This is a genomic window from Streptomyces sp. NBC_00569, from assembly GCF_036345255.1.
Lineage (GTDB): Bacteria > Actinomycetota > Actinomycetes > Streptomycetales > Streptomycetaceae > Streptomyces.
This window is the reverse complement of the sequence record NZ_CP107783.1, coordinates 2,494,338-2,515,573: the sequence shown is the minus strand read 5'-3', so window position 1 is coordinate 2,515,573 and position 21,236 is coordinate 2,494,338. Positions and strand designations below refer to the sequence as shown.

Annotated in this window: 17 protein-coding genes; 9 read left to right on the top strand and 8 right to left on the bottom strand. The window is 70.0% G+C overall.

Annotation, left to right across the window (positions count from 1 at the left end; all coding sequences use genetic code 11):
- Positions 1 to 56: 56 nt before the first annotated feature.
- Entirely contained in the window at positions 57 to 1,118 is a 1,062-nt protein-coding gene (locus OHO83_RS11450; RefSeq protein WP_330280761.1) for an ATP-dependent DNA ligase, read from the bottom strand.
- Positions 1,119 to 1,198: 80 nt separating this feature from the next.
- Between OHO83_RS11450 and ligD the strand changes: the two genes are divergently transcribed.
- Positions 1,199 to 2,224: a non-homologous end-joining DNA ligase gene (ligD, locus tag OHO83_RS11445; RefSeq protein WP_266675461.1), complete on the top strand. Its 1,026-nt coding sequence runs from the start codon at positions 1,199 to 1,201 to the stop codon at positions 2,222 to 2,224.
- 40 nt (positions 2,225 to 2,264) lie between these two features.
- On the opposite strand, the gene OHO83_RS11440 is transcribed toward ligD, so the two are convergent.
- Both OHO83_RS11440 and OHO83_RS11435 read right to left on the bottom strand, forming a co-directional pair.
- A complete protein-coding gene (locus tag OHO83_RS11440; protein WP_330279393.1) occupies positions 2,265 to 4,466 on the bottom strand; it encodes an OmpL47-type beta-barrel domain-containing protein in 2,202 nt (733 codons plus the stop codon).
- Between the two features lie 5 nt (positions 4,467 to 4,471).
- A complete protein-coding gene (locus tag OHO83_RS11435; RefSeq protein WP_330280760.1) occupies positions 4,472 to 6,901 on the bottom strand; it encodes a ThuA domain-containing protein in 2,430 nt (809 codons plus the stop codon).
- A 295-nt stretch (positions 6,902 to 7,196) separates the two neighbouring features.
- On the opposite strand from OHO83_RS11435, the gene OHO83_RS11430 reads away from it, so the two are divergent.
- The 4 genes from OHO83_RS11430 to OHO83_RS11415 all read left to right on the top strand — a co-directional run bounded on the left by OHO83_RS11430 (position 7,197) and on the right by OHO83_RS11415 (position 12,301).
- Positions 7,197 to 8,171, top strand: coding sequence for a multicopper oxidase domain-containing protein (locus tag OHO83_RS11430; RefSeq protein WP_330279392.1), 975 nt, complete (start codon positions 7,197 to 7,199; stop codon positions 8,169 to 8,171).
- Between the two features lie 92 nt (positions 8,172 to 8,263).
- On the top strand, positions 8,264 to 9,853 hold the full coding sequence (locus OHO83_RS11425) for a GMC family oxidoreductase (RefSeq protein ID WP_330279391.1): 1,590 nt from the start codon (positions 8,264 to 8,266) through the stop codon (positions 9,851 to 9,853).
- 114 nt (positions 9,854 to 9,967) lie between these two features.
- Positions 9,968 to 10,540: a transposase gene (locus OHO83_RS11420; RefSeq protein WP_330279390.1), complete on the top strand. Its 573-nt coding sequence runs from the start codon at positions 9,968 to 9,970 to the stop codon at positions 10,538 to 10,540.
- A 438-nt stretch (positions 10,541 to 10,978) separates the two neighbouring features.
- Positions 10,979 to 12,301, top strand: a complete 1,323-nt coding sequence (locus tag OHO83_RS11415; protein WP_330279389.1) for an RNA-guided endonuclease InsQ/TnpB family protein — start codon at positions 10,979 to 10,981, stop codon at positions 12,299 to 12,301.
- A 42-nt stretch (positions 12,302 to 12,343) separates the two neighbouring features.
- On the opposite strand, the gene OHO83_RS11410 is transcribed toward OHO83_RS11415, so the two are convergent.
- Positions 12,344 to 13,570, bottom strand: coding sequence for a glycoside hydrolase family 64 protein (locus tag OHO83_RS11410; protein WP_330279388.1), 1,227 nt, complete (start codon positions 13,568 to 13,570; stop codon positions 12,344 to 12,346).
- 245 nt (positions 13,571 to 13,815) lie between these two features.
- On the opposite strand from OHO83_RS11410, the gene OHO83_RS11405 reads away from it, so the two are divergent.
- Both OHO83_RS11405 and OHO83_RS11400 read left to right on the top strand, forming a co-directional pair.
- Complete coding sequence (locus tag OHO83_RS11405; RefSeq protein ID WP_266675468.1) at positions 13,816 to 14,607, top strand: VOC family protein; 792 nt, start codon at positions 13,816 to 13,818, stop codon at positions 14,605 to 14,607.
- 104 nt (positions 14,608 to 14,711) lie between these two features.
- The gene (locus OHO83_RS11400) at positions 14,712 to 14,981 is read left to right on the top strand and encodes a WhiB family transcriptional regulator (RefSeq protein WP_383984629.1); all 270 of its coding nucleotides are present in this window, start codon (positions 14,712 to 14,714) and stop codon (positions 14,979 to 14,981) included.
- 73 nt (positions 14,982 to 15,054) lie between these two features.
- Here the strand turns inward: OHO83_RS11400 and OHO83_RS11395 are convergent, their stop codons facing one another.
- The 3 genes from OHO83_RS11395 to OHO83_RS11385 form a co-directional block, all read right to left on the bottom strand.
- Positions 15,055 to 16,032, bottom strand: a complete 978-nt coding sequence (locus OHO83_RS11395; RefSeq protein WP_330279387.1) for an acyl-ACP desaturase — start codon at positions 16,030 to 16,032, stop codon at positions 15,055 to 15,057.
- A 163-nt stretch (positions 16,033 to 16,195) separates the two neighbouring features.
- Positions 16,196 to 16,972 carry a dimethylargininase gene (gene ddaH, locus OHO83_RS11390; RefSeq protein WP_330279386.1) on the bottom strand — a complete coding sequence of 259 codons (777 nt, stop codon included), beginning with the start codon at positions 16,970 to 16,972 and terminating at the stop codon, positions 16,196 to 16,198.
- A gap of 182 nt (positions 16,973 to 17,154) precedes the next feature.
- On the bottom strand, positions 17,155 to 18,789 hold the full coding sequence (locus OHO83_RS11385) for an ABC-F family ATP-binding cassette domain-containing protein (RefSeq protein WP_329433356.1): 1,635 nt from the start codon (positions 18,787 to 18,789) through the stop codon (positions 17,155 to 17,157).
- A 350-nt stretch (positions 18,790 to 19,139) separates the two neighbouring features.
- Between OHO83_RS11385 and OHO83_RS11380 the strand changes: the two genes are divergently transcribed.
- Positions 19,140 to 19,829 (top strand): GOLPH3/VPS74 family protein, encoded by a 690-nt coding sequence (locus tag OHO83_RS11380; protein WP_266675472.1) that lies wholly within the window; start codon positions 19,140 to 19,142, stop codon positions 19,827 to 19,829.
- Positions 19,830 to 19,909: 80 nt separating this feature from the next.
- Positions 19,910 to 20,755 carry an isocitrate lyase/PEP mutase family protein gene (locus OHO83_RS11375; RefSeq protein ID WP_330279385.1) on the top strand — a complete coding sequence of 282 codons (846 nt, stop codon included), beginning with the start codon at positions 19,910 to 19,912 and terminating at the stop codon, positions 20,753 to 20,755.
- A gap of 26 nt (positions 20,756 to 20,781) precedes the next feature.
- Here the strand turns inward: OHO83_RS11375 and OHO83_RS11370 are convergent, their stop codons facing one another.
- The gene (locus OHO83_RS11370) at positions 20,782 to 21,198 is read right to left on the bottom strand and encodes an SsgA family sporulation/cell division regulator (protein ID WP_266675474.1); all 417 of its coding nucleotides are present in this window, start codon (positions 21,196 to 21,198) and stop codon (positions 20,782 to 20,784) included.
- Positions 21,199 to 21,236: the final 38 nt, after the last annotated feature.

Sequence of the window (21,236 nt, the reverse complement as noted above, 5' to 3'; positions counted from 1 at the left end):
GCCTTCAACAACAGCCCTCGACAAGAGCCGTCCGCAACAGCCCTCAGACCCGGCCCTCAGCCCAGCACATCCGCCAGGTCGTACCGGACCGGCTCGTCCAGCTGTGCGTACGTGCAGCTCTCGGGCGTCCGGTCCGGGCGCCAGCGGCGGAAGCGGGCCGTGTGGCGAAAGCGCGCGCCGTTCTCCATGTGCTCGTACGCCACCTCGGCGACGAGCCGCGGTTCGAGCGGCACCCACGAGAGGTCCTTCTTGCCGGTCCAGCGGCTCGTCGCCCCGGGCAGCCGGGCCTTCTCGTGCGCGGACTCCTCGGTCCACGCGGCCCACGGATGGTCCTGCGCGGACTCCAGCCGCAGCGGCTCCAGCTCCGCGATCAGCTCCGTACGCCGCTTCATCGTGAACGCCGCGCACACGCCCACGTGCTGGAGCACGCCCGCGTCGTCGTACAGGCCGAGCAGCAGGGAACCGACCACCGGGCCGCTCTTGTGGAAGCGATAGCCGGCCACGACGCAGTCCGCGGTCCGCTCGTGTTTGATCTTGAACATCAGGCGTTCGTTCTCGCGGTAGCGCAGGTCGAAAGGCTTGGCGATCACACCGTCCAGGCCCGCGCCCTCGTACTGCTCGAACCACTTCTGCGCCAGCTCGGCGTCGGTCGTCGACGGGGCCAGGTGGAGGGGCGGCGTCGCGCCCGACAGTGCCTCGGCCAGTCGGGCCCGGCGGTCCACCATGGGCGCGTCCATCAGCGACTCGTCGCCGAGGGCCAGTACATCGAACGCCACGAAGGACGCCGGGGTCCGCTCCGCCAGCGTCCTGACCCGGGACGCGGCCGGGTGGATGCGTTCGGTGAGCGCGTCGAAGTCGAGGCGGCCGTTCCGGGCGATCACGATCTCGCCGTCGAGGACACAGCGCTCGGGCAGCCGGTCGAGGAGAGCGGCGACCAGCTCGGGGAAGTAGCGGGTCAGGGGCTTGCCCGTGCGGCTGCCGATCTCCAGGCCGGCGCCGTCCCGGAACACGATCGCGCGGAAGCCGTCCCACTTCGCCTCGTACTGCATCCCCGGCGGGATCTTCGCGACGGACTTGGCGAGCATCGGCTTCACGGGCGGCATCACCGGCAGATCCATGACCATGAGCCGATTCTGACGCGATACGCCCGCACCCGCCCGGTATGCGCAAGTCGGCCGATGCGCCTAGCGTGACCCGCATGGGCAAGTCGAACGGCGCGGCGGTGGAGCTGGAGGCGGGGGAGCGGACGGTACGCCTGTCCAGCCCCGACCGGGTCATGTTCCCGGAGCCCGGCTACACCAAGCTCGACCTCGCCCGCTACTTCCTCTCCGTCGGCCCCGGCATCGTGCGCGCCCTGCGCGACCGCCCCACCACCCTCCAGCGCTACCCCGAAGGCCTGGACGGCGAGTCCTTCTACCAGAAGCGCGCAGCCAAGAACCTGCCCGACTGGATTCCCACCGGCACCATCACCTTCCCCAGCGGGCGCCACGCGGACGAGATGTGCCCCACCGAGATCGCCGCCGTCATCTGGGCGGCCCAGTACGGCACCCTCACCTTCCATCCCTGGCCCGTCCGCCGCGCGCACCCCGACCACCCCGACGAGCTGCGCATCGACCTGGACCCGCAGCCCGGCACCGACTACACCGACGCCGTCCGCGCCGCCCACGAGCTGCGCTCCGTCCTCCATGACGTCGGCGGCCTGCGCGGCTGGCCCAAGACGTCCGGCGGCCGCGGCATGCACGTCTTCGTGCCGATCGCCCCGCACTGGACCTTCGTCGAGGTGCGCCGCGCGGCCATCGCCTGCGGCCGCGAGCTGGAGCGCCGTATGCCGGACCACGTCACCACAGCCTGGTGGAAGGAGGAGCGCGGCGAGCGCATCTTCGTCGACTTCAATCAGACCGCACGCGACCGCACCATCGCCTCCGCCTACTCGGTACGGCCACGGCCGAACGCCCCCGTGTCAGCGCCCCTGCGCTGGGACGAGGTCGACGACGCGCGCCCGGCCGACTTCGACATCGGCTCCATGCCGGCCCGCTACGCCGAAGTCGGTGACGTCCACGAGGACATGGACGAGCACGCCTACCGGCTCGACGCGCTCCTCGAACTCGCCGACCAGGACGAACGGGACCGCGGCCTCGGCGACATGCCGTACCCGCCCGAGTACCCGAAGATGCCGGGCGAGCCCAAGCGGGTACAGCCGAGCCGGGCCAGACACGAGGACTGACCCGGCTCTACACGCTCAACTGCTGTACAAATAGTGCCTGTTACAGCTCCTTGATGCGGATGTCGCGGTACGAGATGACGTCCGTCGTGCTGTGCACCTGGAGCCCGACATAGCCGGAGGAGAACCGCCGGCCGTCCGTGCCCGGGTCGTCCCCGCGCGGGGGCTCGAAGACCTGACCGCCCGTGTTGTCGAACTCGTTGATCAGGACGCCGTTGCGCAGGATCGAGAAGTGCTGGCCGACCACACGGATCTCGTAGTCGTTCCACGTGCCCTTCTGGGTGACGCCCGCGCCCGCGAGACCCACGCGGTCGAAGCCGTAGATCGAGCCGGTCTTGTACATGTCGCCGTCAGGACGGTCGAGGACCTGCACCTCGTGCCCGTACTTGATGGCGACCCACTCCGGCCGCGACTCCTCCGGGTGGTCGTGGACCCACGGGAAGCGCACGAAGACACCGCCGTTGGCGTTGCCCGTGCCCGGCGCGTCGTCCCGCCACTGGAGCTTCAGCGAGAAGTCGCCGTACTTGCGCTGCGGGAACCACAGCATGCCCATGCCCTCGACCGAGGTGCTCGACGTGATCGAGCCGTCCGCGTTCAGGCCGAACCTGCCGCCGCCGACCTGCTCCCACTTGTCGAGCGAGCCCTGCGTACCGTCGAAGATCTTGCGGTAGCCCTCGGTCTGGCCGGGCTTGCCGATCCCCGACTGCTTGGCGGCGCGGTTGATCTTGTTGTACTCGCGCTGGTCTATCACGCCTTCCTTGAGGAGCTTGTCGGTGACGGTCTTGACGTGCTTGAGGAAGAGGGCCTGCGAGGTCCACTCCCGCTCGTCCTCGATCAACTCGTTGATCCGGCACCGGTTGTTGGTGACCCGGTTCGGGATGCCCGTGTCGACCGTGCCGACGATCACCGTCAACCGCTCGTCGAACTCGGCGCAGTTGGGCGCCGGGACCCCGCCGCCCGTCGTGACCGTGAAGGCCTCCGACTTCGCCGCCGACGTGTTACCGGCCTTGTCGGTCGCCCGGTACATGACCGTGTGCGCGCCCGCCCGGTCCACCACGACCGGCGCCGTGTAGGCGAGGTAGGGGCCCGCGTCGAGCGAGTACTCGATCTTGTCGACACCCGAGTCGGAGTCCGTCGCGGAGACCGTCACCTTGGCGCCCTTGAGGTACGCGCCGTCGGAGTTCCGGTCTCCGTCGACCTTCGCGGACACCTCGGGCGGCGTCTTGTCCTGCACGGGCGGGGCGACCACGGTGAAGTCGACCGACTTCTCGGCGGCCACGTTCCCCGCCTTGTCCGCGGCCCGGTAGCGCACGGTGTGGGCGCCCACCTCGTGCACCATCACCGGTGAGGTGTACGGCTGCCAGGCGCCGTCCGAACCCAGCGCGTACTCGATGGAGTTGACTCCGGAGCCGGTGTCGGAGGCCGTCACCGTGACCGTCGCCATCGAGAGGTACTCGCCCTTGTCGTTCTTCTCACCGCTGACCGTCGCCGAGGTCTCCGGCGGAGCCGTGTCGTCCGTCGGTGGCGCGACCACGGTGAAGTCCACCGACTTCTCCGCCGCCACGTTCCCCGCCTTGTCGGACGCCCGGTAGCGGATCTTGTGCGCCCCGACCTGGTCGACGACGACCGCTGTCGTGTACGGCTGCCAGGCGCCGTCGGCGCCCACCGCGTACTCGACCTTGTCGACACCGGAGCCCGCGTCCGTCGCCGTCACACTGACCGACGCCGAACCGACGTACTCCCCTTGGGCGTTCTTCTGCCCCTCGACCTTCGCCGAGGTCTCCGGTGCGGCCGTGTCCTCGCCGCCGCCCTCGGTCACGACGAGGATGCCCTGCATGGCCTCGTGGCCGGGGATCGAGCAGTGGTAGCGGTAGCGGCCCGGGGTCAGGGTGACCTCGACCGAGTGCTTGCCGCCCTCACTGTCGTTGGGGTTGGCCAGGATGTTCACCGGCACGTCGTTGTTGTACTCGGGGTCCGACGTGTCGAACGTCAGCGTGTGCGGCATGCCCATGGTGTTGCCGGTCGCCGCGCTGTTCTCGAAGACGATCGTCGTCGCGCCCGCGACCGCCGTCGTCGGCGCCGAGGCGTACTTGGTGATGTCGTCGCTGCCGGTCCAGGTCAGGACCTGCTGCGCGGCGGCGTCCGGGGCGTCCTGCCCGAACGCGACGGGGGAGCCGAGTCCGAGCGCCATCAGCAGGGCGGCGAACAGCGCCGTCCACAGTCTTCGGCGGTTCTTGCTGCGCATCCTCATCACTGCGCCTTCCTGGCCAGGTCACCGGCCGCAGGGGTCGCCTCGCCGCCCGTGTAAGTCACCTTCCACAGGGCCGACTTGGCGTCCGAGGTGAAGAAGCCGCGGCCGTAGTCGAGGACGTAGAGCGCGCCGTCGGGGCCGAACTTCCAGTCCATGAGGTTCTTGATGCCGTCGTTGCCGACCGGCACGATCTTCTTGAGGTTCTCGGCGTGCACCGGGATGCCGCCGTCGCCGGCCGTCTTCGGGTCGGTGATCACGGCGTGCCGCGGCTGCGTGGCGTCGTAGAAGTCACCGACGAACCACTTGCCGTCCCAGTAGCTCGGCCACTTGTCGGTGTTCGGGACGGACGCGTCGTAGCGGTAGACGGGACCGTCCATCGCGGCCTGGCCGCCGCCCTTCAGCCACGGCAGGAGGTACTTGGCCTCCTCCTTCTTGTACGAGGGGATGCCGTTGGCGTCGCGCGGGTAGTCGGGCGCCCCGCCCTGCGGCGAGTACCAGATGTTGTTGCCGGTGACCGGCGGGAGGTTGACGAGACCGTCGTTGTTCGGCGACTCGTTCTTCGGGTGGTCGCAGTCGTACCAGCCGAGCGGCTTCGTCGGGTCCGGCAGATTGCGGTCGCGGTAGGGCTGCTTGTTGCCCATGCAGTACGGCCAGCCGCGGTTGGACGCCTTGGTGATGACGGCGAACGTGTCGTACTTCGCCGGACCCCAGGTCGTCGACGGCTCACCGGCGTCCGGACCGACCCAGCCCGCGTACAGCGTGTCGGTCTTCCTGTCGACGGAGATGCGCGCCGGGTTGCGGACACCCATCACATAGATCTCGCCGCGCGTCTTGCCTCCGCCCTCGGCCGTCTCCTTGCCGGTGAAGAGGTTGCCCTCCGGCAGCGTGTACGTGCCGTCGGCCTCCGGGTGGATGCGCAGGATCTTGCCGTTGAGGTTGTTCGTGTTGCCGGCGGTGCGGCGCGCGTCCGCGAAGGAGACGCCCTTGTAGTTCGGCTGCGGGTTGTTGCCCGAGTAACCGTCGCTGAAGCCGGAGGAGTTGTTGTCACCGGTCGCGATGTACAGGTTGCCCTTGGAGTCCCAGGCCATCCCGCCACCCGCGTGGCAGCAACTGTGGATCTGCACCGGCCACTTGAGCAGCACCTTCTCGCTGCCCATGTCCAGCTTGTTGGTCGTCAGGTCGAGCGTGAAGCGCGAGACGCGGCGCTCGGCCATCTGCTTGTCACGGTCGATCTGCGAGTGCGGCGTGTAGTGCAGGTACACCCAGCCGTTCTGCTCGAACTTCGGGTCGAGCTCGATGCCGAGCAGCCCCTCCTCGACCTTGGTCAGCTCGTCACCGCCGCCTTTGTTGCCGAAGACGGTCAGGGCCCCGGCCTGGGTGACCTTCTTGGTCTTCGGGTCGTAGACCTGGATCTCGCCCTTGCCCTTGCCGACATCGGGGTTGTTCCAGTCGGTGATCACCGGCTGCGAGGAGTCGGCGCCGCCGCGGCCGATGTACAGGACGCGTCCGTCGGGCGCGGTGACCAGGCCGTGCGGCTCGCCGATCTGGTCGTTCTGGCCCGCCTGGTTGGGCTGGGTGAGGCGCTCCGCCTTGTAGTTGGAGTCGATCGCGGCCTTGCAGTCGGCGCGCACGATGCGGCTCGTCCACAGCAGGGCGCCGCGCAGGTGCGACTGGAAGTCCACCTCGTCGTAGCTGGAGGCCGTGCCGCCCATGCCCGTGTAGAAGGAGCGTCCGCCGTCGTAGTCGCGGCACCAGGACACCGGGTGGTCCGCGCCGTTGGCGCTCGCGCCCGGCTGGTACGTCGACTCGCGGACCCGGGCCACGGTGTGCACCGAGCCGGACGGGTTCTTCACCCAGTTCAGCCACTGGTCGGGCCGCTTCCACTGCACGGGAAGGTCCTTGGTGGCCGGATGCTGACGGTCACCGACCTCGACGGTGGCCCGCTGGACGTTCGCCGGGCCGGAGTCCGCCGGGCGCGCGCCGATCAGGCCGGTGAACCAGTCGGAGTACGGTTCGGCGCGGGCCGCGTCGTGGATGCCGACGAATCCGCCGCCGGCCTCCATGTACGACTCGAGCCCCGCCTCCTGGTCCGGGTCGAGCACGTCGCCGCCGCCGGTCAGGAAGACGACCGCGTTGAAACGGCCCAGCTTGGTGGCGTCGGTGAACACGGACGCGTCGTCCGTCGCCGTGATCTTGAAGCGCTGGGCGGCGGGGCCGCTCTGGCCGATCTTCTCGATGGCCGCGATCCCCGCGTTCACCACCGGTGACTCGTCGCCGCCCGCGGCGGAGCCGTAGTACACCAGGACGCGCACGTTCGCCCCGCCGGGAGGTGACGGCAGGGACATCGTTGTCACGGATGGTTCGGGGAACGGACGCGCGCTGGCGGCGGGCCCGGTGAGCAGTCCGGCGGCTACCGCCCCGGACGCCAGGACCGCGGCGACGGCACGGCGTCGTCTGCGTCTGTCTCTGTCCAACCCTCTTAAACCCAAGGGTTCTTGATGCGGCGTGGACCGCATGAGTTCACCCACCCCTCGTCGGTCACAGGTACGGCGCGGACGAAGCTAGACCTCTTTTCGCGGCGCGCCAATAGGTATGGCCGCAATGGCGCGAACTTTGTCCTGGGTGTGGATAAACGAAGATCAGCCGGTTACCGTCTCTCTGGCCGTCACGACAGGCACTGGTGGCACGTCCGCGTAAGTCCCGTACGAGGATGGGGAGTTCGGCATGGACAGACGGAGCTTCAACCGGCGGGTGCTGATGGGCGGGGCTGCCGCCGCGACGACTGCGACATCGTTGTCACTTATCGCGGCCACGGATGCAGCCCCCGCGGACGGCCCGGTGCGCACGGCCCCGGCCGGCGGTGAGGTCAAGCACATCAAGATGTACGCCGAGAAGCTCGCGGACGGGCAGATGGGCTACGGGTTCGAGAAGGGCAAGGCATCCGTACCCGGCCCCCTCATCGAGCTCAACGAGGGCGACACGCTGCACATCGAGTTCGAGAACACCATGGACGTGGCGGCCAGCCTGCACGTCCACGGCCTCGACTACGAGGTCTCCAGTGACGGCACCAAGCTCAACAGGAGCGACGTCGAACCCGGCGGCAAGCGCACCTACACCTGGCGCACGCACGCCCCGGGCCGGCGCAAGGACGGCACGTGGCGCGCGGGCAGTGCGGGGTACTGGCACTATCACGACCACGTCGTCGGCACGGAACACGGCACCGGCGGCATCCGCAAGGGCCTGTACGGGCCGGTGATCGTCCGGCGCAAGGGCGACGTCCTTCCGGACACCACGTTCACCATCGTCTTCAACGACATGACCATCAACAACGAGCCGGCGCACGAAGGCCCCGACTTCGAGGCCACGGTGGGCGATCGCGTCGAGATCGTCATGATCACGCACGGCGAGTACTACCACACCTTCCACATGCACGGTCATCGCTGGGCTGACAACCGCACGGGCATGCTCACCGGACCGGACGACCCGAGCCGCGTCGTCGACAACAAGATCGTCGGACCCGCGGACTCGTTCGGCTTCCAGATCATCGCGGGCGAGGGCGTCGGGGCGGGCGCCTGGATGTACCACTGCCACGTGCAGAGCCATTCCGACATGGGGATGGTGGGGCTGTTCCTGGTGAAGAAGGAGGACGGCACCATCCCGGGCTACGAACCGCACCACCCGGCGGGTCACACCGGCTAGGGGCCGTACCGACTGTACGCGACGGGTGTACACCTCCGGGGAGGACGGGGATCATCTCACCTTGACCCCAACCACCCACCCCGGGAGTCGAGTTGAGCAAGGACGGCGAGTACGACTACGTCATCGTCGGGGCCGGGTCGGCCGGCTGTGTGCTGGCCGCGCGGCTGTCGGAGGATCCGGCCGTGCGCGTCGCGCTCGTCGAGTCGGGCCCGCGCGACCGCACACCCGAGATCCGCATCCCGGCGGCGTTCCCGAAGCTGTTCAGGACGCCGTACGACTGGGACTACTCGACGTCCAAGCAGTCCGCGCTCGACGGCCGCGAGCTGTACTGGCCGCGCGGCCACACCCTCGGCGGATCATCCTCGATGAACGCCATGATGTGGGTGCGCGGCCACCGCGACGACTACGACGCGTGGGGCGAGGCGGCCGGTGAGGAGTGGTCGTACGAGCAGCTCGCGCGCTTCTTCCAGCGCGCCGAACGCTGGGCGGGCACCCGGCGGGCCGGCTCTCCGCACGGCACCCGGGGCCCGCTGTGGATCTCCCCGCCGCGCGACCCGAACGTGACGACGTCCGCCTTCCTCGACGCCTGCCGCGCCGCCGGTCTTCGCGAGCTGACCGAGCTGAACCACGAGGACCACGAGGGCTTCGCGCTCACCCCGCTCAACCAGCGCCGCGGCCGCCGGTGGAGCGCGGCCGACGGCTATCTGAAACCGGCCGCGCGCAGGCCCAACCTGCACATCCACACCGACGCCCGGGTCACGCGCCTCGACTTCGACGGCACCCGCGTGGCCGGCGTCGTCGCCGAAGGAGTCCCCGGCGTCCTGCGCGCCCGCCGCGAGGTGATCCTCAGCGCGGGCGCGATCGGTTCACCGCAGCTGCTCCAGCAGGCGGGCGTCGGTGACCCCGAGCAGCTCGCCGAGGCCGGGATCGACGTCCGCGTCGCGTCTCCCGGCGTCGGCCGCCACCTCCAGGACCATCTCTCCTTCGCCGTCACGATGCGCTGCCCCCGGCCCGTCACCCTCACCGGCGCGGACTCCCTCGCCAATGTCGGCCGCTTCCTCCTGGCCGGCCGCGGACCGCTCACGTCGAACGTCGGAGAGGCGGTCGCCTTCATCAGGACACGCCCCGAACTGGCCGCCCCCGACATCGAGTTGATCTACGCGCCGGTGCCGTTCGTCAACCACGGGCTCACCCCGCCCGTCGAGCACGGCATCACGATCGGCGTCGTCCTGCTCCAGCCCGCCAGCGAGGGCCTCATCACCCCGGGCGGGGCAGACCCCTCGGCGCGGCCGCTGATCGACCCCGGCTATCTCGCCCGCGACGAGGACCTGCGCACGCTGATGGCCGGCGTGCGCCGCGCCGAGGAACTCCTCGCGGCCCAGTCGCTCACCCCGTACACCGACGGGCCCCTCGGGCCGTACCCGGGGGCCGTCGGCGACGAGGAGCTCGCCCAGGCGATCCGATCGGGCGCCGAAACGCTCTACCACCCCGTCGGCACCTGCCGCATGGGCACCGACGAGGACTCGGTGACGGACCCGCGCCTGCGGGTCAGGGGCGTCGAGGCCCTGCGCGTCGTCGACGCCTCGGTGATGCCGCGCATCACCCGCGGCCACACCCACGCCCCGACCGTCGCCCTCGCGGAGAAGGCGGCAGAGCTCATCCGCGAGGACGCCGGGGCGTGAGCCGTCCGGGGTCTACCTTTTGATCTTGACCAGTGCTCTGCCCTCCAGGACTCTGCTGAGGAATGCGTTATTCGAGCAGGGCTGGGCCGTTGGGTCCCCATGGTTGTTGTGGTCGTGAGTGGAAGGGTCGAGGGATGTCGTTGGAGCCACGGGCTGATCAGGGGGCCGGAGCTGGCGGCCCGGGTGGTGCGGGCGGCGTTCCCGAAGGGGACGCTCGCGGTGCGGATCCGGGAGGCGTTGGGCTCGTTGTTTGAGGACGAGGCGTTCGCCGGGGCGTGTGCTGGCCGGGGGTGTCCGGCTGTCTCGCCCGGGGCGTTGGCCTTGGTATCGGTGTTGCAGTACGCGGAGGGGCTGACCGACCGGCAGGCCGCTGACCAGGTGCGGCCCCGGATGGACTGGAAGTTCCTGCTCGGCCTGGAGCTGCACGATCCCAGGTTCGATGCCTCTGTGCTGAGCCTGTTCCGCTCCCGCCTGATCGAGCACGGACTGGAACAGACGACGCTGGAGCTGGTACTTGAACGCCTGCGCGGGCTGGGCCTGCTGAAAGCTGGTGGCCGGCAGCGGACCGATTCGACGCATGGGCTCGCGGCGGTGCGGACGCTGAACCGGATGGAGTTCGTCGGTGAGGCGCTGCGGGCCGTGCTGGAGGCCCTGGCGGTCGCGGCCCCGGCATGCTGTCCGGCCTGATCACAGCCGAGTGGGCCGAGCGTTACGGGCCGCGTGTGGACGACTACCGCTTCCCCAAGGGTGAAGAGGTCCGCGAACAGTGGTCCCAGCACGTTGGACGGCCGGATGCTTCCTGCTCGAAGCGGTCTACGCTTCCACAGCTCCAGGCTGGCTGCGTGAGGTTGATGCGGTGCAGGTGCTGCGACAGTCGTGGGTCCAGCAGTATCACCGCGACGAGAAGGGGGTGCGCTGGCGGGAGGGCAAGGACCTCCCGCCAGCGCATCACCGCCTGTGCTCGCCCCATGACACCGATGCCTGCTGGGGGATCGAGCGTGGTCAGGCTGGACCGGCGCCACAAGACATACCTGAGCGAGACCTGCGAGCTAGACGTGCCGCACGTGATCACTCAGGTGGCCACCACCGACTCGGCGACATGCGGTCCAACGCTATGGTGACAACGTGACTACGGAACGTGCAGAAGTTAAGCGGCAGTTCGGGCACCGTGCCCGGCTGGCGCTGACGCCTGGGCAGGTCCGGCTCATGGACGGCCAGGCGCACGCGGCGCGCACGATGTGGAACTGCTTGCACGACTGGTGGACGATGCTCCCCAAGGACAAGCGTTCCCTGGCTGCGGCCGATGCGGCGATCCGCCAGGCGCGCAAGGAGATCGACTGGCTCGCCGTGCTGCCCGCCCAGGCCGGGCAGGCGGTGCTGAAAACGTACGTCCAGGCGTGGAAGAACTGCTGGAACGGCCGCGCTGACGCACCGAACTTCAAGGCCCGCCTGCGCACGGCGATGTCGGTGGACATCCCGCAGGGGCGCGATCTCCAGATCAAGCGGGTGCACCGCCGTTGGGGCATGGTCAACATCCCCAAGGTCGGACGTGTCCGCTTCCGCTGGACCAAGGACCTCCCGGTCGGCAAGCTCGCCGACAGGGAGAACCGGATCACCGGGGCACGGCTGGTCAAAGACGGACTCGGATGGCATATCGCCTTCCGCGTCCAGACTCTGGAATCAAAGCCTGAGCCGCACACTGGCCCTCAGATCGGCATCGACGCCGGGGTCAATCTTCCCCTTGGCCTGTCCGATGGCAACCATCAGGATCACGGACGACCCGCCCGGCTCCCGGATGGCACCGCCGACCGGGACAAGTGGCTGAACCCGGATGAAAAGGCCAAGCTGCTCCGCCTCGAACAACGGGCCGCGCACCGCAAGTCCTTCCGCAAGCCGAAGGAGCGCAGCTCCAACCGGCTGAACCGCACCTACGACCAGATCAAGCAGCTCCGCGCAAGAGCCACGCGCCGAGTCGTTGACTGGCAGCACCAGACCACAACGAACCTCGCCCGCACCTACGGCACGGTCGTGGTCGAACAACTCACCATCACGAACATGGTCAAGTCGGCCAAGGGCACCATCGAGGAACCAGGGAAAAACGTCGCGCAGAAGTCCGGCCTGAACCGCTCCATCAGCCAGGAGGCATGGGGCCGCACCGTGACGATGCTGACGTACAAGACCGCCCGCTATGGCGGCGCCCTGCACAAGGTCCCCGCCCCGGGCACCTCCCTGCGTTGCTCGGCATGTGGGTTCACGACACCGGGCAGCAGGGAGGACCAGGCCACGTTCGTGTGCAAGAACCCCGACTGCGGCTGGTCCGGCAACGCCGACTGGAACGCGGCCCGGAACGTCTTGCACCTGTACCGGATCGGCCTCGTGGCGATCCCGGCTGCCGGGAGGGCAGTCGTCAGGCGCACTCGTGGCGCCAAGCCCGCCACCGCAAGGTAGGCAGGAATCTCCTTCCCGAGCTTGCGACGGCAGGAGAGCACTTCAAGATCCGACGCTGACGGTGAAGCGCCGCGGGTTGCCGTCGTGCGCCGCGCCGGACACGTCCGGCTGCCCGTCGGGACGCACGTCGTCGTAGGGGAAGGCGTACCCGATGGGCGAGTTGGCGTGCACGACCCGCGACCAGTGGTTGGTGACGTCGCCCTGGTAGTAGTCGGCCGTCGTGGTGCCGTTCGGCTGCTCGGGGTGGGTCAGCATGATGCTGCGGTTGAACCCGGCGGCGAGACGGGCGAGGAGGCCCTTCTTGTCGTCGGGGTCGCCCGGGTTGTTGGTGAACGGGCCGTGGTTGCAGGTGAAGATGTCCTTCGAGGCGGGCTTGGGGAAGCTGTGCCCGCCGTTGAAGGTGAGAGTGTCGCCGCTGACGCGACCGGTGAACACGCCCCGGCCGCCCTGGAGGTCGATCTTCAGGTCGGTTGTGCGGTACTTCTCCCAGACCTGGTCGACGTAGCTGTCCCAGACATCCCTGAACGGCATCTGGTCGGGGCGGTCGAAGTACGGGGCCATCAGGTTCTGCGGCGAGATGACGCGCAGGACCTTGCCGTCGCCGCCGCGGATGACGAGCTTGTCCCAGGGCTGCCCGTCCTTGGCGGTCTGGGCCGCGAGATCCGCGGCGATCTTCTCCACGGCGCCGTCCGGGAGCGGCGCGACGGTGTGCGTGGCGTCGCCCTCCAGGGTCAGGCCGATGGGCAGGGCGGTCACCAGGTCGACGTAGCTGATGTTCGCGTACAACTGGTCGGAGTTGAAGGTGAATTCGCAGAACGACCAGGTCTTCCCGTAGTTCGCGTCCGTGGAGGTCGCGAAGGCCGGCTCGACGAGCGAGGGGCCGGGGTTGAGGAAGAAGTCGAGCATGTTGTCGCGTACGAAGTAGACGCGGGCACCGTACATCTGAGGAAGCGTCAGGACCTTTGGCGCCGAACCCGCCGCGCCCAGCGGGATGGCGCAGTCGACGGGCAGCGGGGTCTGCGGGGCGGACGGTGAGTCGGGGTGGTAGACCCCGCCGTCGGGCTTGAGCAGTACCCAGCGGTCGGTGCCCTGCTCGTGGCCGGTGACGTAGGCGCGCGCGGTGCCGGGCAACGACTTGTTGTGCAGGGCGAGTTCGCAGGTGGCGGGGGCCGCCTTGGCGTCCGGGCTGAGGGTGCTGCCCCAGGCCGGGTAGGTGAGTGCGGTGGCGGCCGTGGCGGCGCCGGTCAGGAACAGTCTGCGCGATATCACGGAGGACTCCTGATGTGTGGGGGAGCCCTACTGTTGCGAGTGAGGCGCGACGGGTCAAGACTTGTGACGGGGAGCGCTCCCATTTCTGTGAATCGTTCAACTCTTGGCGGTGGCTGAGCGATGGGTGGGTGGTCGTCCGGGGCGGTGGCGGCGCGTGGAACGGCCGTTGTCGGTGCGCGGTGCCAGACTCGGTGAGGCAGTCAACGGGACCCCTGCCAGGGGGCACCCTCAACGAGGAGGGCACCATGCTCACCACCCGTTTCGTCGACGGCTCGCCGAACTGGCTGGATCTCGGAACGCCGCATCTCGACGCCGCCGTTTCCTTCTACAGCGGACTCTTCGGCTGGCAGTTCCAGACGGGCGGCCCCGAGGTCGGCGGCTACGGCCTGTTCCAGCTGGACGGCAAGAGCGTGGCCGGCGCTATGACGGTCACGGCCGACCAGGCCCCGCCGTCCTGGACCGTCTATTTCCAGACGCAGGACGCGGACGCGACCGTGAAGGCCGCTGAGCGGGCCGGTGGATCCACGCCGTTCCAGACCATGGATGTGTTGGACCTGGGCCGCATGGCCGTCGTCGCCGATTCCGCGGGGGCGTTGTTCGGCCTCTGGCAGCCAGGACGGAACAAGGGCCTGGATCTCGCCACGGTCGACGGCTCGCTCAACTGGATCGAGCTGTACACCCCGGACGTCGGCGCGGCCAAGGATTTCTACGGTTCGGTGCTCGGCTGGGGCACGTTCGACGTGTCGTTCCCCGGCGGTACGTATGTGACGGTGAACCCGGCCGGCACGAGCCAGGACGACATGTTCGGCGGCATGGTCACGCTGGGCGACGACCCGTCGGAGTCCGACATCGGGGCGCACTGGACGCCGTACTTCCATGTGCCGGACGTCGACGCAATCGCCGCCCGGGCCCAGGAGCTCGGAGGTAAGGTGCGGTTCGCGCCCACGAGCCTGCCCGGCGTCGGCCGTATCGCCAAGCTGACCGACCCGCAGGGCGCCCGCTTCGCGGTGATCAAGGGAGACCCGGACCAGACCTGAGCCGGTCGGGCCGAGCCGGACGGGCACAGGTCGCGATCCGTCCGGCGCGCCGCGTTGATCAGTCGTTGATCGTCTGTTTTTCGCCACCCGGCACGATCTGTGGCATGTACTCGAACCACACGCTGCGCCCCGTGACGAGCGCTCCCGTGGCCCCCGTCCCCGTCCCCTCATGGCAGGACGCGGCGCTGTGCGCCCAGACGGGCGCCGACTTCTTCTTTCCCGAGCCCGGCAGCTCCGTGCGCGAGGCGAAGAGCATCTGCGGCCGGTGCGAGATGCGCTCCGCCTGCCTGGAGTACGCGCTCGACAACGACGAACGCTTCGGCGTCTGGGGCGGACTCTCCGAGAAGGAGCGCCTCCAACTGCGTCGCGGCTGAGGGGGCCACGCGCCCGTGACGCGGCACGCCCCGGGCGCGTGGCCCGGGGCGTGCGTGCGTGACAGGGGGCGGGTCAGCCGGCGGCGCGGGCCGCCATGCGGGCCTTGCGGGCCGCCAGCTTCTCGTCGAACTTGGCGGCCTCGCTGTCCAGGCCGCCCATGTACAGACCGAGCTCCTCCTGAGCCTTGAGACCCTCCGGGCCGAGCCCGTCGATGTCCAGGACCTTCAGGAAGCGCAGCACGGGCTGGATCACGTCGTCGTGGTGGATACGCATGTTGTAGATCTCGCCGATGGCCATCTGGGCGGCGGCCCGCTCGAAGCCGGGCATGCCGTGGCCGGGCATCCGGAAGTTGACGACGACATCGCGCACGGCCTGCATCGTGAGGTCGGGGGCGAGCTCGAAGGCCGCGCCGAGCAGGTTCCGGTAGAAGACCATGTGCAGGTTCTCGTCGGTGGCGATGCGCGCCAGCATGCGGTCACAGACCGGGTCGCCCGACTGGTGGCCGGTGTTGCGGTGCGAGACGCGGGTGGCGAGCTCCTGGAACGCGACGTACGCGACCGAGTGCAGCATCGAGTGCCGGTTGTCGGACTCGAAGCCCTCGGCCATGTGCGCCATGCGGAACTGCTCGAGCTGGTCCGGGTCGACCGCGCGCGAGGCCAGCAGGTAGTCGCGCATCACGATGCCGTGGCGGCCCTCCTCGGCGGTCCAGCGGTGCACCCAGGTGCCCCAGGCGCCGTCGCGGCCGAAGAGGGAGGCGATCTCGTGGTGGTAGCTGGGGAGGTTGTCCTCGGTCAGCAGGTTCACGACGAGCGCGATCCGGCCGATATCGGTGACCTTGGACTGGTCCTTCGCCCAGGCCTCGCCGTCCTCGAAGAAGCCGGGGAAGTTACGGGCGTCGGCCCACGGCACGTACTCGTGCGGCATCCAGTCCTTGGCCACCTTGAGGTGCCGGTTCAGTTCCTTCTCGACCACTTCCTCCAGCGCGTACAGCAGCTGCGCGTCGGTCCAGGTGGAGGACGAGCTGCCGAGGTGGGGAGAGGTGATGGTCACGAGGGCTCCAGGGGGACGGGAGTAGTGCGAGGAGTCGAATCGCAGGCACGAGCGGTTGTACCTACGGTGTCGTAGGTTACGTTGCCGTAGGTTAAACCCTCTGTAAAGGGCCCTCCGGAACTGACCCCTCCGGTCTCAGCGGCCTCCGGCGCTTCATTCCGCCTCAGGAGTGCAGCTCGCGGAGCCTGACTGAGAGGCACGTCACACAGCCTTCGAGCTTTTCGAACTCGCCGATGTCCACCAGAACCGGCTCCAGCCCGATATCCGAGTAGAGCTCCGCGGTCCTCGGCGCGCTCGCCGCGATCAGAAGCTTCCCGCCTCCCAGGAGCACCACATGCGCGCCGGCCTCCTCCGGGACGGGCAGGAAGCGCGGGAACAGGGACGGCACGTCCACCATCGGCTCGTGCCCGACGACCGTTCCGTCGGGCAGGGCCGTCACCGCCGACTTCAGGTGCAGCACCTTGCTGACCGGTACGGCGACGATCCGCGCGCCGAGCGGCTCGAACACGGCCCGCAGCTGAGCCACGCCGTCCGCGTTCGTGCGGCCGCCGCGTCCGACGTAGATCGTGTCGCCGACCTTCAGGACGTCGCCGCCGTCGAGGGTGCCCGGCTCCCGCACCCGGTTCACGGAGCAGCCGAGCCGGACCACGGCCTCCTCGACACCCGCCGTCTCCCCGCGCCGGGACGCGGCGCCGGGTCGGGTGATCAGCGCGACGTTGCGGTACATGACCACCGCGTCCTCGACGAAGACCGCGTCGGGGCAGTCGTCGGCGGCCCCGACCTCCACCGTCTCCCAGCCGTGCCCCCGCAGCGCCGCGACGTAGGCCTCCCACTGCGTGAGCGCCCGCTCCGGATCGACGGGCGTGCGCTCGACATGCGTGACGAGCCCGTCCGCGAGGCGGGGTCCCGGGCGGCGGATCAAGGCCTTCTGGCTGGGCACGGGCAGTACTCCTCGGGACTCGGGCGGCGCTTCCACGGGGGCCTGGAAGGCTCGGGGGCGGACTCGGGCTCCGGGCGGGTCGGCGCGCGACGGTCCGGCGCGGACATCATGCACATCCCTGCCCCGGCGACGGAATCCCCCGCCCGCACCCGGTCCCGCCCCGCCGTCCGCCCCCGGCGCGGCTACCCGCCGTATCCGGCCTCCCCCTTCGTGACGTCCCGGAGCCGGCCTCCCTCCATGAGCAGCGTCCGCGTGACCCCGACGGACTTCAGGAACGGCAGGTCGTGGCTCGCCACGAGCAGCGCGCCCTCGTAGGACGCCAGGGCCGTGGTCAGCTGCCGTACGCTCGCCAGGTCGAGGTTGTTCGTCGGCTCGTCGAGCATCAGCAGCTGGGGTGCCGGCTCGGCGAGCATCAGCGCCGCGAGGGTCGCCCTGAACCGCTCGCCGCCCGAGAGGGTCGCCGCCGCCTGATCGGCCCGCGCCCCCTTGAACAGGAAGTGGGCGAGACGCGCCCTGACGCGGTTGTTCGTCGCCCCGGGAGCGAACCGCGCCACGTTCTCGGCGACGGTCAGGTCCTCGTCGAGCACGTCGAGCCGCTGCGGCAGGAAGCGCAGCGGGACATGCGCCACCGCCTCGCCCGCAACGGGATCGAGGTCCCCGGCGATCGTGCGCAGGAGCGTCGTCTTGCCCGAACCGTTGCGTCCCACGAGCGCGATCCGCTCCGGGCCGCGCACCTCGAACTCGCCCTTCACGCAGGCCCCGTAGGCCATGTGCAGCTGACTCAGCGTGAAGACGGAACGGCCGGGCGGTACCGCCGTGTGCGGCAGATCGACACGGATCTCGTCGTCGTCGCGCACGGCGTCCACCGCCTCGTCGAGCCGCTCCTTCGCCTCGGCGAGCCGGCCCTCGTGCAGCTGGCGGTGCTTGCCCGCGGAAACCTGGGCCTGCCGTTTGCGCTGGGCCATGATCGCCTTGGGCTCGCGCTTGGTGTCCCACATCTTTTGTCCGTAGCGCTTGCGCCGGGACAACTTGACCTGGGCGTCGGCCAGTTCGCGCTTCTGCTTCTTCAGGTCGGCGTCGGCGACCCGCACCATGCGCTCCGCCGCCTCTTGTTCTGTCGCGAGCGCCTCCTCGTACGCGGAGAGGTTCCCGCCGTAGCGGACGAGACCGCCCGGGCGCAGATCGGCGATCTGGTCGACCCGGTCGAGGAGTTCACGGTCGTGACTGACCACGACCATGATGCCCGGCCACGCCTCGACGGCCGCGTACAGGCGTCTGCGGGCGGCCAGGTCGAGGTTGTTCGTCGGCTCGTCGAGCAGCAGGACGTCGGGGCGGCGCAGGAGCAGCTCGGCGAGGCGGATCAGTACGGACTCGCCTCCCGAGAGCTCGCCGACGGTGCGGTCGAGACCGATGCGGCCCAGGCCGAGCCCGTCCAGGGTCGCGACGGCGCGCTCCTCGACGTCCCAGTCGTCGCCGACCGCGGTGAAGTGCTCGTCGCGCACGTCGCCCGCCTCGATGGCGTGCAGCGCGGCCCGGGCACGTGCGATGCCGAGGGCCTCGTCCACGCGGAGCGAGGTTTCGAGGGTGATGTTCTGTGGCAGGTAGCCGATCTCGCCCGCCACCTTCACCGTGCCGTCGGCCGGGACGAGTTCTCCGGCGATGAGCTTCAACAGCGTTGACTTTCCTGCGCCGTTGAGACCGATGAGCCCGGTCCTGCCGGGCCCGAACGCGGCCTGGAGGCCGTCGAAGACCCGGGTGCCGTCGGGCCAGGCGTAGGTGAGGGAGGTGCAGGTGACGGATGTGGGGGAGGTAGACATACGGGCCTCGCGGTCGCTCGGTGGGAACGGTGGGCAACGCGTCGGGACACCGCGGGCGACGACAGCCGGAAGCAACGAGAGCGCATGAGGCGCGAAGGACGGTCCTGCGCCGGATCGCGGCAGGAGGACGGCTCGATCATCCGAGGTCGCACACACAGGACACGTGGGGCACCGGTGGGGTGCGGCCGCGTGACACGGTGTCTCAGAACCTCAGAAGAGCAACGTCCTACTCCGATCGACGACAACAGGATCAACGGGAACGCTCAACACCGTACGAAGGCGGATGCGGGCCGTCAACGAATTATCTTGACCCCCGCGCCCCCGCCCCCACCCTCCAGGAGGAGGCCCCCGTGCCCCACGGCTCGCTCTCGCTGCCCGCCCGGCTGTTCCTGCTGGGCTTCGACACGGAGAAAGGCAGGGTCTCCGGCGCCCCGGACCTTGCGCTCTCCGTCCGCGCCGCCGCACTCGCCGAACTGGCCCGCCGCCGCATCATCAGCGACGTGGACGGAGTCGTCACTCCGGTCTTCGACGCGCGCACCGGCGACCCCGTCCTCGACGAACTGATGGAACTCGCAGAGGAGTCGAGGCCGCGCACATGGCGCACCTGGATCGGCTACCGCTCCGGCGCCACCCTCGACACCGTGCGACGTCAACTCGCCTCCGAGGGCTATCTGTCGGCCGAGCGCAAGCGGGTCTTCGGACTCTTCCCCGTGACCCGGTACGGCCTGGAGCGCGCCGGATACGTCGAGGTGCTGCGGGCCGAGGTGCTGGGCGCGCTGGAGGGGGCCGAGCCGGCCGGCCGGGTGGACGAGGACGACGCGGTCCTCGCGGTGCTCGCCGCCACGGGCAAGCTGCGCCGGCTGATCCCCGGCAAGGCCCGGCGCGCGCACAAGGACCGCCTCGACGACCTCGCCGAGCGCGCCGGGAGCCTGTCCCCCGAACTGGGCCGGAGCCTGGGCGACATCCGCGCCGCGCTGGCCGCGGCCGTCAAGGCGGCGGAGGCGGCGCGGGCCTCGGCGGCCGGGGGCGGCGGGGGCTGAGCGGCGGTCGAGCGCGCATCACACGTACGTGTCGGATTCCTGCCAGCCGCGCCCCGGGGCCGGATGGTTGGCTGTCCGGCATGACGAACCGTACGCACCTGAATGACCAGGCCCTGGACTTCCGTTCACAGCATGTCGCCGGCTGCCCGCTCGTCCTGCCCAACGCCTGGGACGTCGCGAGTGCCCGCATCGTCGCGGACGCCGGAGCCGCCGCCGTGGCCACCACCAGCGCCGGACTGTCCTGGGACCTCGGCGCGGCGGACGGGGACCGGCTCGGCCGGGACGAGGCGCTCGACGCCGTCGCGCGGATCGCCGCCGCCGTGGACGTGCCGGTGACCGCCGACATCGAGGGCGGCTACGCCGACGCGGCCCGGGACGTCGCCGCCACCGTGCGCGCCGTGCTCGACGCCGGAGCGGTCGGCGTCAACATCGAGGACGCCTGGCACGGCGGGAGCGCGCCGCTGCGGCCCGTGGAGGCGCAGGCGGAGCGGATCGCGGTGGCCCGTGCCGCGGCGGACGCGGAGGGCGTGGCGCTGTTCGTGAACGCCCGTATCGACACGTATCTCACGGGTGCGGGGGAGCCGGGGGAGCGGCTCGCGGCGACGCTGGAGCGGGCCTCGGCCTACCTCGCGGCGGGTGCTGACGGGATCTTCGTCCCGGGGGCCGTCGACCCGGTGACCGTGAAGGCGCTCGTCGCCGGCGCCGAGGGGCCGCTCAACGTGATGGCGTGGCCCGGGGCGCCGTCCGTGGCCGAGTTCGCCGCGCTCGGCGTCGCCCGCATCAGTGTCGGCGCGGGCATCGCGCAGGCCGCGCACGCCCTCGTCCGCAGGGCGGCCCGGGAACTGCTCACCGAGGGAACGTACGGGAACCTGGCAGGCGGTCTCGCATATGGGAAGCTCAACGCCCTTCTCGGCAACGAGAGTTGAGCCCGGGGGCCGAGCTCGTCCGGTGGTCAGTACGCGTCCCGCATCAGCTCTGCCAGATCGCCGTCCAGGTCCACGTGCAGATGCTCGTCGCCCACCGGCACCATCGCCGCCGTGCTGCTGAGGAAGCGGCGCAGCTCGCCCGTCCGGATGTGCACGATCGCCGTGCCCTCGTGGGCGTGGAACTCCATGACCGTGCGGTCGAAGCCGTACGGCCGTACCCGGACGTCGCCCGCGCCCGCCGGTTCCCGCACCCCGGCCGAGAGCAGCTCGCGGGCGAACGTCCAGCTCACGTCGACGCCCTCGAGCGTGGCCGGCGCGGGGAACGACATGCGCACGGCGAAGGGGTCCCGCATGTCGTACCGCAACGTCGCGGGAATGGTCGACATCCGCGGCGCGGCGGCGACGAGACGGGCCTCTACGGCTTGCTCGATGACGGTGGACAACGCCTGCTCCCTTGTGACGGCTGAACGGACGGCGGTTC